Source organism: Shewanella sp. SG44-2 (assembly GCF_014164215.1).
Taxonomy (GTDB): domain Bacteria; phylum Pseudomonadota; class Gammaproteobacteria; order Enterobacterales; family Shewanellaceae; genus Shewanella; species Shewanella frigidimarina.
Map to the genome: position 1 here is coordinate 20,510 of NZ_JACJEU010000020.1, position 12,409 is coordinate 32,918.

Below are 12,409 nucleotides of genomic sequence, written 5' to 3' on the forward strand. Positions count from 1 at the left end.
ATTTCCCATTCAATACAATCGGTCTAGAGAATAGCTAACTATTCACTATTATGGTGGTCATCATACTCGACGATGGCCACCATATTGTTTAACTGCTATTGCATGATCAAGCTGGTAATTCGTTTGGCTTTATCGTTTGGAATTGGAAAACTCAAATGGTATTGCGCTATTTTCCATCCTTCAGAGGTTTGTACCAACGCACCTGTACCCCGGCTTACGCCATATGCTGGGCTATAGAGCTGCTCGTCAAATACAATCGTATCGTCAATTTGTAATAAGTGACGCGACTTTAAATCGTAACGCCAGCCTTTAGTGGGTTTGGCATAATGTTCAAACTCAACCATATTCCAACGCTCTGAATCATCGGTACCAATAAACACCGCTTGTGGATGATAAAGGCTAAAATAAGTGGTCCAGTCAGCAGCAGCTGCACTTTCATGTAATAGATTTAACAAAGCGCTGACTTCTTGGCTGTCTTTTTCTGATAAGCCTTGGCTATCAATTAACTCATTTTTTTGGCTAATGTCTTTTATAATCGCTTCGCTTTCGGAGCTCACTTGCTGACTAATTTGTTTGTTTTTTTGCTCAGTTTGGCTCTGTTCAAGTGTTGATTCTTCGGCTTCAGTTGCATGTAAATCGAAGGCGGCCACTGTCGTCATTAACACGGCGATAAAACCGAGTCGGTGAATGATTGATTGCATAGTATTCCTGTTTATTTAGTAAATTATTATTATGCGTTTTAATACTTTTCTAATGCCAATTTATTGGGTCTAGCTGATAAAACTGGCTTAATTCTTTATACAATTGTTGATGCTGTTGGTAAAACTCCACGGGTCGTTCAAAAAACGTTTCACTTATCACAGCAAAAAACTCCGCCGGATTGGTCGCGCCGTAATAGTTAAATAATGACGGGATATGTTGTTGAGCGCAATACTGAAGTTGCTTAAATTCTTGACCCAATGTGCTAGACCATGAGCGATACGAAGTAATATCGCGCAGTGGTGGTGCACCATTAGCCGTTCCATCTTCTTGATCAAGCTGGTGAGCGAATTCGTGTATCACAACATTGCTACCATCAAACGGGTCGGCCGCGCCTTCTATAGTGCTGTTCCATGACAATACGACTTTACCATATTCCCAAGATTCTCCCAGCAACACATTACGTTGGCTTGATTGTACTCCCGCGAGATCCGTGCGGTTTTTCTCAACGATAAACGCGCTTGGATAGACTAAAATTTGTTTCAGTTTTGGGTAATAGTTAGTTTTACGATTGAGTAATAACAAACAAGCTTGGGCTGCAATTGTTACTTTTACTTCGTCGTTGATTTCGAACCCGTCACAACCGACAAATTGTTTCTCATTAATGAATATCTGAATATGCTTTTTGAGTTGAAGTTGCAAATCCGTCGGCATGGCTTTGAAATAAGGAAAACGCTTTTTTAATATATGACGCCATTGAGTGGGGAATGGTTTGCTGGTGATAATGTTACGTTGACGGTTGAGACGCCATTGGCTACTGACAATCCATGCCACAGCTGTTATTGATATAACGAGCAATATTACAATCGCGATCATAGAAGTGTCCTGGTAGTCGAAGAGGGCGTCAAGATTGATATTTTAAGCTTATGTATTATCTGAGCTTGCAATGTTTAATATGACTTGTTTATTTCATTCGCTGGCTGTTTCATTCCATGAGTATTTAATGGGGCAGTTTGTGAGTAAATTCAAGCTTTAGGAAAAACTAAATAGCAATGAGAGTGATAAGTGAAAATGTAGTTTGCCTAGCGTATAGGTTGAAGTTTTGGATAAATAAAAGCACTGGCTAGCAAATATTAGTCTTATATTTACTGCCAGTGAAAGGGCGGGGATAAAGTGGTTGTCGTTGTGTTTGGTAAAAATTATGTTCAATTCACTATCTGTCTGCAAAGTTAACTATTGGTCTGTAAAGCTAACATCTAACCGTTTTTGTTGTTGTGGAGATAGACTAAAATATTGTGAAATCAACTGCCTGATCAGTTTTGATTTTGCTATTCCTCCCTGCTGACTTAATAATGTAAGCTGGCTTATTGCCGTTTCACTTAAGGTATAGGTACAACGTCTATAAGGTTGCTGTTTACTTTTATTGACCGATTTTATTGGCTCTACATGCTGTGGATATTTACGCTGTAAAAAATCGATTATATTGTTTTGCTTATCTGCATCGCTTGTCATTAGCGTTTGCTTTTCCTCATGTTGAGGACGGTTTTGACCAGCAGCATATAAATCGGCTGCAGCAATAAAGTCATCAATTGATACTGCAATGTTATTGGTGCTTTTACATAACGAAGCGTTTTTCTTGAGATCGGCTAGTCCCATAATTTCCTCTCATCGTGGTCACGTTCGATGCAGTATTGCGCTGTTCAATGAGTTGCTTTGCATCAGTAATATCGAGTAATTCACAGGCAATACTGCGCATTTCATCAGCAGCTTTACCTTGGGGTTCTAACTCAAATACAGATAAGCCTGATTCTTCGCTGTCGTCGTAAATATTACGACAGTAGTTAACGGCATCTAATACATTAATATCATAAGTACGACAGACATCTTTTGCTTCAGTAATTCTGCTTGCCTGGTTAGGTAAACTTGGGCATTGAGTGATCACAAATGATGCTTTCATTTTCGGGTTTATCATTAAACAAGTGGAAACGATATCGTCCATATGGCTGACGGTTTTTAAATCTCTGCGTTTTGGGCGCAATGGCATTAATACATAGGATGCCACTGACATGGTTGCTCTAAGCGCTAGATTATCTTGGCCACCACAATCGACAACAACATAATCATAATGCTGCTCTAAGCTGAGCAAGTCATTACGGATTTTTCCATACAGCTGCACGCAGTTTATGGCTGGTAATTTGGGGTTGTTGTTCCGAGCTTGGATCCAGTCTGACGTGGTTCTTTGCGGATCGCAGTCGACCATAATCACGCTCGCTTGAACTTCATTGGTCAGGAAGACTGCAATATTTTGCGCAAGGCAGCTTTTACCACTACCCCCTTTTTCACCACCAACTAATATGATCATGGACGTTACCCTCTCAATATAACTATCTTACACCGTTAAATGTAATTGATATCACACTGTAATAATGGATATAGATTTAGTCAATTAGCTGATTTTTGACAGTTTTTTATTAATGTCTTCGAGGCGGTTATTTGACTGTTTTGAACATTAAGGCAGAAAATTGACAACAGAAGTTAGCATCCGTCAATGTTAGTGAAAGGTTACATTTAATAATGACTTGCAGCTGTTATGTGCAAAGAACATTGTTGTTTTAGGGATTGTTTTCAATAGAGATAAAACTGAATACATGTTTTATATGCATTAAATGGCTATAAGCCCACTTCTATATAGCTAATTGGTATAGTTAAAGGATGCCGCAAAATGAGTTGTTTTAAGCTTAAATCTGATTCAATCGGTTATTTTACGCAAACCAGTGGTCTGATTATTGTCCTAAATAGTCAGTTGCAATCGCGTTCGAACTGGGTATTTTGTGGATTTAAAAATAAACAGTAATTAATTCAGCCTGAGTTACTCTGAATGGGTTGATTAATCAGTAGTTAACCTCTGATTAGTTAACCTCTGATTAATTAAATTCGCATCAATTAACGCAGCACCAACTCATTATGCATTTCACTTAGCTGTACTTTTTGACGCCCTGTTATGTCAAACGTGCGTATTATCAGTTCATTTTTCGAATCCTAAAGCGGTTTTGAAAAAGGCTTTGAACTGATAAAATAGCTAATCAAATTGGTATTACATTAACCTAATAAAGACACAAAGGCGTGGAGCCATAAATGATGAATGAGCAGCAATTATTAGAAGCGATTAATCAAACCATGCCATTTGGTAAATATGCTGGTCGTAAATTACTGCAGTTACCTGAACCTTATTTAGTTTGGTTTCACTCTAAAGGTTTTCCTGAAGGCAAACTTGGTGAGCAATTAGCATTAATGTATGAAGTGAAGCTCAATGGATTGGAAGAAATGCTACAACCTCTGTTAAAGCGGTGAAGCTAGGTAGTAAGCTATGAAGCTGGTAACAAGCGATAACGAAATCCGCCCTAGTATCTAGTCTATTAACCGTTTTTTCATGTAAAAGCCGGTAAACGTTTGGCCACATTTTTGTTGGTAGCTTGTCTGTTGCAAAACAAACCCCATAGCTTCAAACAACGGTTTAGATAAGTATGATGCATCAACACTGAGATAAGGATATTGTTGCTGAAGAGCCCAATGTTGTAAGTGTTTATAGAGTGCGCTGGCGATGCCTTGCTGCTGATAGTCGGGGTGAACGTATAAGCAGTCAATATAACCTTGGTGCTTAAAATGAGTTTCTAGACTAATGAAGCCGATGACCTGTTGGTTATCAAGTGCTAACCAGGCTTTATTTCGTTTGTATCGTAGTTGCCAAAATTTAGTAGAGCGCGGTGCTGATGACCATGCGTTGAGTTTTATGCTTGGGTATCTTGGATGAATAATACCTTGTACCGCAGTATGGTATAACTCACTTATTTGAGTTGCATATGATGCAGAGAAATCAACGATTTGATGATGTTGATTTATTGAGTTTTTCATAAAAAAGACCAATCGATAAGATTGGTCAATTATGTAAGCTTTTTACGATAAAACGTACTATTTTTTATTAATATTGCCAACAAACATGATTTTATCAAATGTTCTGTTTAGGCTTGAGCTTTTAAAGTCGCTCATCCACATTTGTTCAGACACTTCTACTTTATCGCCTTTAGTCACTTCAGTTTGCGGACCCGCAGCCCAATATGTTTTATCAGCTTCTTTAAGTTGAACATAGGTATAACCGCCGCCATTCATGGTGTCGAGTACTTCACCTTGATGCAAAGCACCTTGCGCCCATACAGAAGAAACACCCATAGCCAAAGTGGCAGCGGCAGCAAATGCAATTAATTTAGCTTTCATGTATGTATTCCTATTTTGCCCAAAAAATGATAGTTAATGAGGATATTAATTCAACGTTTGTACCATTTAACCATTTCTACTCATTCTGGTCTGTGATCTACCGCGAATTATTGTCTTCTATCAGCTGTTAGGTATTTTCTGTTAGGTATTCTCTGTTGGGTATTGTCATCTAGATACATGAAGCCATCGTTTAGTCGCGGTGGCTAATATAATGTACATTTGCAAACAGTTGTCCCGTAATGAGATGTCCATGCTGGCTAACAAAATCGATAAAAGCTTCAGGGAGTGTTTGATTGCTCATCGGTTGCTGCCAGTGAGCATGCAATAGTGCATCATATCCTTCCTTACCCGCAGCGGTATAAGCACTTGATACACCAATATACAGTTTATTGGATTCAAGAGTTTGCCATTGATCCTGCTTGTAGATATCAATCTGGGTGATCCGCTGGCCTTTAATTCGCTTACCATCATAGAAGTAGCGCAATCCATAAGGATAGGGGAAACTGCCCGCTCCTGTACCAACAATGCCATTATTGGTCGCGCTATTGATGGACGATTCTAATGCTTCAATAATGTGTTTACCCATAATTTGATACAGCGTTAGGGGTAATTCGAATGGCAGAATGCGGCCAACAACATCAGCAAGTGATAACTGACCTTTATTGAGCGATTGCCTCACCCCCCCAGCATTATGCAGTGCAAAATCGATATTTGGCTCAATGTATTTAGCCGCTTTATACATGCTACGACTCACCCAAGGGGCTATTTCACTGCCATGAGGGAGCTGTTTGCTGGGTAACCTAGTGTGAACAAAGTTTCGAGGTATATGAGCCAGTATTTGGTTTTCTAGCGCATCTAATGATGGGCGGTATTGGCTATGAATGACCTGATGAATAGCATCATCATGCTGAGCGTCTTTAATACTTGGATGGGTGAACAACTGCTCGATTAAATCAGCTGCAATAGCGCTATCGGCAGGCTGTCCGTCTTTGGTGCTGACTTGAATATTGTCATCAAGCATAAAATAATTATTACCGATAAGCTCGGTTACTTTGCCATTTGAATCAAAATTGATTTGGGCAAGACCCAGTGTTTCTGCATATTTTCCGGCATGCAAAATTGGCGTTGAGTTTATCGTTTCGGCGTAAGGAATATCGCTTAAGCCAATGTTACTCATACTACCTTGAAGTGTATGAGAATGTCCGCCGACAATTAGGCTTATGCCGTCGACACTGGCAGCAAGTTCTTGGTCTTGGTCTAAACCTAGGTGGCTTAGTACAATAATATGGTTAATACCTTGTTGTTTCAGTTTTTGAACTGTTTTATGGGTGGTGTCGATAGCATTAACAAAATGAGTATCGGGGTCCGGCCTAGCGATTAAATGCATTTGGTCTAAGGTAATACCAATAATAGCCATCTGGGTATCGTGAAATGGCTTTATCAGTACTTTTGCTGTTCTGGTGCTGTCATCAAAGTCGTACAACATTGGGTGGCCGTATAATCGACCTGTTTTATGTCTATCTTCTGCGCTTAAATCCATATTGCCGGCTAATACCGGAAAATCGATACGGTTCAAAAAAGCTTGTACAGGGCTGTTACCTGCATCGATTTCGTGATTACCCAATACCATAGCATCAGGTTTGAGTAAGTTAAGGAGGTGTGCATTAGCCGCACCTTGAAACTCTCTGAAATATAAAGTGCCCTGAAAGCTATCGCCGCCATGTAAAAATAGAAATGGAGTTAGTTCGGCCGCGGCTTGCTGCCTTGCCTGTTCTATTTGGTAACCTAAACGCGCATAGCCACCTGAATGGCCCTCAAGTGTATAAGTGTGTTGCTGGGCTGTCAGGCTAAATTGGACTGGACTAGGTTCGAAGTTAGAATGAGTGTCATTAATATGAGCTATAGATAAACGATAAATATGTGACATTTTTTCCCTCAATTTAATGTCGCTATCTTATACTAATTTAGGTAAACATGTTATCGCTGCGCGTTTTTGTGATCTTTATATTGCAGCTCAAATTACGAAAATGATGGTACAAATTAGCTGAATATAGCCAATACAGTTTGTATTAAAAAATGCGATAAAAGAGTGTTAACAATTGATTTTTTTGATTATGTATTTGTATACAAGTGGCTTAATTAACCAAGTTAATTATCATCATATATAACCAAACCTTTATTCTTGATACGTCGTTGCCACAGCTTACGTGCCAGAGCTTGCATATTGGGAGCTAAATCCTTTGAATCAACGATTTCTAAACCAATTAAGGTTTCGATGATGTCTTCAATTGTCACTATCCCTTCACTTGAGCCATATTCATCAACCACTAATGCCATTTTAGCATTACGTTTTATCATTAATTGAAACAGTGGCAATACTCTTACTGAAGAGGGGACAGCAAGTAGCGTTTTTAAATGAGTACCAATTTCGGTATCTGGTGTTTGGCGAGACTGAAGAATAATGTCATTACGATTAACATAACCAATCACATTGTCTCGGTCACCTTGGTAAATCGGAAAACGAGTAAACGGACTCGACAAATATTGGTCGGTAAATTGCGCATGAGTGATGTGAGTCGATAATTTAAATATCACAGTGCGGGGGGTCATTATGTCGCTGACGTGCATGTCTTTCATCGATAACATTTGGGTTAAAATCTGTGATTCTTGCTCACTTAGCTCACCACTGTCTTTACCCATTTTACTCATTGCGCTGAGTTCTTGACGAATGTATTGACCGTTATTACCTTTGCCTAAGAGATTGGTGACCTTTTGAGACATCCAAATTAAAGGCATAGTTATTTTTTCCATCCAGAATAAACAAACCGATACCGATGGCGCCAATTTACGCCAATGATTAGCCCCTAATGTTTTAGGAATGATTTCTGAGAGGAACAAAATTAAAAAAGTCAGAACCGCAGAGAATACTCCGAGCATATGACTACCAAACACAATAGCCGCCTGTGCGCCTGCAACAGAAGCACCCATGGTATGTGAGATGGTATTTAGCGTTAGGATAGACACTAAAGGAGAGTCAATATTTTGCTTTTGCTTATCGAGTTGCGCAGCAATAAAGGGGTTAGTTTCTTTCAGGGTTGCGATATAACTTGGAGTAACAGATAAGAGAACGGCTTCAAAAATACTACACAAAAAGGAAATCAAAATAGCAAAGGAAACAATCAATAAAAGGGTAAACATAGTGTGGGTAAAAACTTCCTCGTAGAAGGCCATATAGCCTACAGTAATACTAACATATCACTAGATGCAGATATACTGGCTAAAACGTGATGCTAACTGTATAATTCGCCGCCCTGTTACAGGTTTTGGTGTTTTGAGGTTAGGCGAATGAGTGTAAAGAAAATCAATTTATTAGATCTTGATCGTAAAGGACTACGGGCGTTGTTCAGTGAAATGGGCGAAAAACCGTTTCGTGCCGATCAGTTAATGAAGTGGGTTTATCACTTTGGTGTTACTGACTTTGAAGAAATGAACAACATAAACAAAGTGTTGCGCACCAAGCTTGCAGCAAAGTGTGAAATAGTTGCGCCTGAAATTGCGAGTTTTCAAAAGTCGAATGATGGCACTATTAAATTTGCTATCAATGTTGGCCAAGGCCAAGAAGTTGAAACCGTATACATTCCTGAAGAAGACCGTGCGACCTTGTGTGTGTCATCACAAGTCGGCTGTGCTTTAGAATGTACTTTCTGCTCAACGGGCCAACAAGGTTTTAATCGTAACTTAACGGTATCTGAAATTATTGGCCAAGTTTGGCGTGTATCGCAATTTTTAGGTTTCCACAAAGATACTGGCGATCGACCAATTTCTAACGTAGTGATGATGGGTATGGGTGAGCCTTTGCTTAACCTTGCTAACGTGATCCCTGCGATGGATATTATGCTAGATGATTTTGGTTTTAGTTTATCTAAACGTCGAGTGACGTTATCAACGTCTGGTGTAGTACCTGCACTTGATAAATTAGGTGACGCCATTGACGTCGCATTAGCGGTAAGTATTCATGCACCTAATGATGAACTGCGCGATGTGTTGGTTCCAGTTAATAAAAAATATCCATTACAAGAATTTTTAGCGGGCATTCGTCGCTATTTAGAAAAGTCTAATGCAAATCGCGGCCGCGTGACGGTTGAATATGTCATGCTTGATCATATTAATGACAGCACAGACCAAGCGCATGAACTCGCGATACTAATGAAAGATACTCCATGTAAGATTAACTTAATCCCGTTTAACCCGTATCCTGGTTCTCCTTACGGTCGTTCATCTAACTCACGCATAGATCGTTTTTCTAAAGTGTTGATGGAACATGGCCTAACGGTGATTGTTCGTAAAACCCGTGGTGATGATATTGATGCTGCTTGTGGCCAATTAGCCGGTGATATTCGTGATAGAACAAAGCGTTTAGCAAAAAAACAAATGCAACAGAATCAGATTTCAGTCACAATGGAATAACTCGTTGTTTGCATAGATAATAGGCTTATAAATGAAGCACGGAATGCAAAAGGTTGGTCTAATTACATTAGTGGCTTTATCTGTCACTGCTTGTGTGACTGAGCGCACTTACAGCGGTACTGATACCCCTGTAGCAGAGCGTCGGTTTGATAAGCAGGGGGCCGCTAGAGAACGAATGCAACTTGGGTTAACTTATCTAAATCGTGGTAATAGCGAACAAGCCAAGTATAATTTAAATAAAGCTGTTGAATATGCGCCGAATATCAGTGAAGTTCATATGGCAATGGCTTATTATTATCAAACTGTTGGTGATATAGAACGAACAGAAGAGTCATATAAAAAAGCCATTAGCTTGAGTGATGTTACTGGTGATGCACGGAATAATTTTGGGGTGTTTTTATGTCAGCAAAATAATTTTGCTGAGTCTGAGAAAATGTTTCTTGCGGCGATTGAAACACCTAAATATACCCGTACCGCATCGAGTTATGAAAACTTAGGCGTATGCAGCCGTAAAGCCGGTGATAAAGAAAAAGCGCGACAGTATTTTAATATGGCGTTAAAGTATGATCAAAGACGTAAAGTAACGTTATTAGAGTTAACCGAGTTAGCCATGGAAGATGCTGACTACGGCAATGCGCGCGAACAACTCGCAAGATACCATCGAGTTGCTAGCGAATCAGCAGAAAGTTTAGCCTTAGGGATTAAGATTGAGCGGGCGGCAAATGATATAGAGGCCGTAAAACGATTTGGCATTTTACTCATTGCGAAGTTTCCTGCATCTCCACAAGCCAAAAATTATAGAGCTAACTTGAATTAATGACTAAAGAATTCGAAGTAGAACAAGACGCAGAAAAAGCGCCATTGTTAAAGGATGTTGTTACTGCTGGCGCCATTTTAAAAGCGGCTCGCGAAGCAAAGGGACTCTCACTTGAGACCGTAGCAACCCAATTGCATTTACGTCCCAAGATTATCAATGATCTTGAAAACGACATATTTGTTAATATTGCCTCTACCACATACGTTAGAGGTTATATTAAAAATTATGCCCGTGTTGTGAATGCCGATATTAACCAAATTCAACAATGTTTAAGCCATCAGTTGCCTGAAATTGTTGCGCCTGCAATGCAAAGTTTTTCACGTAAGACGACTCATCAAGCTCGTAATAGTCGTCTTAATTTAGTGACCTACCTTATTGTTGCTGTATTGATTGCCATGTTAGTGCTGTGGTGGGTACAAAAATCATCGTTACTAACCAATATTGATTTATCACAGCCTACTGTTGAAGAAATTGCAGCTGAAAGTAATATGCCTGAACCGCAACAGATCATTAGAAGTGGCTCTGTACAATCCAGTGGTAATGGTTTAGATAACGAAGGCAATGTTAGTGCAACAGATGTGGCTGATCAGGCAGCAATAGAAGCCGAGGACAAACTGATTCAAACGGCCCAAGATGCAGCGACTGCTTCACAGTCATTACCCGCTAGCAGTGTTGTTGAAAGTACTAATATTGTATCTTCATCAACAGCAGATACTAGCTTAGCAGGTGCCGAGAGCGTGTTAACCATTGAGCTCACGGGTGACTGCTGGGTTAACGTAACCGATGCTAATGGCAAAGTGATGGTTGATGGCGTGAAAAATGCGGCACAACGAATTGAAGTTCGCGGAATAAAACCTTTTAAAGTGATTTTGGGTGCGCCTCAAGTAGCCAGCATCAGCCTCGATGGCAATAACGTCAGTTTAGCTGAGTTTGCCAACGGTCGAGTTGCAAGATTAACCCTGCCTAAAGCGTCATAATGCTTTAGCAACAGCAGTAGAGCATATTTGCATGTATAACGAATCCCCAATTATTCGCAGACCATCTACCCGAATTTATGTAGGCAATGTGCCTATTGGTGATGGTGCGCCGATTGCCGTCCAATCGATGACGAATACTAAAACTACCGATGTTGCCGCCACCGTAGCTCAAATTCGAGCATTAGAAAAAGTGGGCGCTGATATTGTACGTGTTTCAGTGCCGACCATGGATGATGCTGAAGCGTTTAAAATTATCAAACAGTCTGTCAATGTGCCATTAGTGGCCGATATTCATTTCGATTATCGTATCGCGCTTAAAGTCGCTGAATACGGTGCAGATTGCCTGCGTATTAACCCTGGTAATATTGGTAATGAAGAACGCATTCGTAGTGTGGTTGAGTGCGCGCGCGATAAAAACATTCCCATCCGTATCGGAGTGAATGGTGGCTCGCTTGAAAAAGACTTAATGGACAAATATCGTGAACCAACGCCTGAAGCATTATTTGAATCAGCGATGCGTCATGTGGATATTTTGGACCGTTTGAACTTTGATCAATTTAAAGTCAGCGTTAAAGCGTCAGATGTTTTCCTTGCTGTCGCATCATACCGTCTGCTGGCTAAACAAATTCGTCAACCGTTACATCTTGGTATTACCGAAGCCGGCGGCATGCGTGCAGGTTCCGTTAAATCAGCTGTCGGTTTAGGCATGTTATTAGCTGAAGGCATTGGTGATACTTTACGTATTTCGTTAGCGGCCGATCCGGTTGAAGAAATTAAAGTTGGTTTTGATATTTTAAAGTCGCTACGTATTCGTAGCCGTGGCATTAACTTTATTGCTTGTCCTTCTTGTTCGCGCCAAGAGTTTGATGTGATTAGTACCGTCAATGAACTTGAACGTCGTCTTGAAGACATTACCACTGCAATGGATGTGTCAATTATTGGTTGCGTAGTCAATGGTCCAGGCGAAGCGTTAGTGTCTGATATCGGCTTAACTGGCGGCCATGCTAAGAGCGGTTATTATGATGACGGAGTACGTCAAAAAGAGCGCTTTGATAACAATAAAATCATCGATGGTTTAGAAGCCAAGATCCGTGCTAAAGCGAGTATGATGGCCAACCGCATCGCTATCACCGACAAAACTGAATAATCATTAATCCTGTGCATGGCAATCTAAGTG

13 protein-coding genes are annotated in these 12,409 nt (G+C 40.2%); 5 read left to right on the forward strand and 8 right to left on the reverse strand.

Features of this window, described 5'->3' with window-relative positions:
* Positions 1 to 95 precede the first annotated feature (95 nt).
* The 4 genes from H5181_RS14355 to H5181_RS14370 all read right to left on the reverse strand — a co-directional run bounded on the left by H5181_RS14355 (position 96) and on the right by H5181_RS14370 (position 3,061).
* Entirely contained in the window at positions 96 to 701 is a 606-nt protein-coding gene (locus H5181_RS14355) for a nuclear transport factor 2 family protein (protein WP_011636578.1), read from the reverse strand.
* A gap of 49 nt (positions 702 to 750) precedes the next feature.
* Entirely contained in the window at positions 751 to 1,575 is an 825-nt protein-coding gene (locus tag H5181_RS14360) for a M90 family metallopeptidase (protein ID WP_011636579.1), read from the reverse strand.
* 357 nt (positions 1,576 to 1,932) lie between these two features.
* A complete protein-coding gene (locus tag H5181_RS14365) occupies positions 1,933 to 2,355 on the reverse strand; it encodes a hypothetical protein (RefSeq protein ID WP_102037046.1) in 423 nt (140 codons plus the stop codon).
* Complete coding sequence (locus H5181_RS14370) at positions 2,315 to 3,061, reverse strand: AAA family ATPase (RefSeq protein ID WP_123777106.1); 747 nt, start codon at positions 3,059 to 3,061, stop codon at positions 2,315 to 2,317. The genes H5181_RS14365 and H5181_RS14370 overlap by 41 nt, the downstream gene beginning before the upstream one ends.
* A gap of 776 nt (positions 3,062 to 3,837) precedes the next feature.
* On the opposite strand from H5181_RS14370, the gene H5181_RS14375 reads away from it, so the two are divergent.
* Positions 3,838 to 4,050, forward strand: coding sequence for a DUF3820 family protein (locus H5181_RS14375; protein WP_041413444.1), 213 nt, complete (start codon positions 3,838 to 3,840; stop codon positions 4,048 to 4,050).
* A 57-nt stretch (positions 4,051 to 4,107) separates the two neighbouring features.
* Here H5181_RS14375 and H5181_RS14380 read toward each other — a convergent pair whose 3' ends face one another.
* The 4 genes from H5181_RS14380 to H5181_RS14395 all read right to left on the reverse strand — a co-directional run bounded on the left by H5181_RS14380 (position 4,108) and on the right by H5181_RS14395 (position 8,169).
* Entirely contained in the window at positions 4,108 to 4,611 is a 504-nt protein-coding gene (locus tag H5181_RS14380; RefSeq protein ID WP_123884569.1) for a GNAT family N-acetyltransferase, read from the reverse strand.
* 57 nt (positions 4,612 to 4,668) lie between these two features.
* Positions 4,669 to 4,971: a hypothetical protein gene (locus tag H5181_RS14385; RefSeq protein WP_011636584.1), complete on the reverse strand. Its 303-nt coding sequence runs from the start codon at positions 4,969 to 4,971 to the stop codon at positions 4,669 to 4,671.
* A 190-nt stretch (positions 4,972 to 5,161) separates the two neighbouring features.
* The gene (locus tag H5181_RS14390) at positions 5,162 to 6,898 is read right to left on the reverse strand and encodes a bifunctional UDP-sugar hydrolase/5'-nucleotidase (protein ID WP_123884570.1); all 1,737 of its coding nucleotides are present in this window, start codon (positions 6,896 to 6,898) and stop codon (positions 5,162 to 5,164) included.
* Between the two features lie 221 nt (positions 6,899 to 7,119).
* Entirely contained in the window at positions 7,120 to 8,169 is a 1,050-nt protein-coding gene (locus H5181_RS14395; protein WP_182751360.1) for a CNNM domain-containing protein, read from the reverse strand.
* 147 nt (positions 8,170 to 8,316) lie between these two features.
* On the opposite strand from H5181_RS14395, the gene H5181_RS14400 reads away from it, so the two are divergent.
* From H5181_RS14400 to ispG, 4 genes are read left to right on the forward strand one after another with little or no spacing between them, the layout of a single operon-like run.
* Positions 8,317 to 9,438: a bifunctional tRNA (adenosine(37)-C2)-methyltransferase TrmG/ribosomal RNA large subunit methyltransferase RlmN gene (locus H5181_RS14400; RefSeq protein ID WP_011636587.1), complete on the forward strand. Its 1,122-nt coding sequence runs from the start codon at positions 8,317 to 8,319 to the stop codon at positions 9,436 to 9,438.
* A gap of 31 nt (positions 9,439 to 9,469) precedes the next feature.
* Positions 9,470 to 10,255 (forward strand): type IV pilus biogenesis/stability protein PilW, encoded by a 786-nt coding sequence (gene pilW, locus H5181_RS14405; protein ID WP_011636588.1) that lies wholly within the window; start codon positions 9,470 to 9,472, stop codon positions 10,253 to 10,255.
* Positions 10,255 to 11,232, forward strand: a complete 978-nt coding sequence (locus H5181_RS14410; protein ID WP_123884572.1) for a RodZ domain-containing protein — start codon at positions 10,255 to 10,257, stop codon at positions 11,230 to 11,232. The genes pilW and H5181_RS14410 overlap by 1 nt, the downstream gene beginning before the upstream one ends.
* Before the next feature lie 31 nt (positions 11,233 to 11,263).
* Positions 11,264 to 12,379 (forward strand): flavodoxin-dependent (E)-4-hydroxy-3-methylbut-2-enyl-diphosphate synthase, encoded by a 1,116-nt coding sequence (gene ispG, locus H5181_RS14415; protein ID WP_011636590.1) that lies wholly within the window; start codon positions 11,264 to 11,266, stop codon positions 12,377 to 12,379.
* Positions 12,380 to 12,409 lie beyond the last annotated feature (30 nt).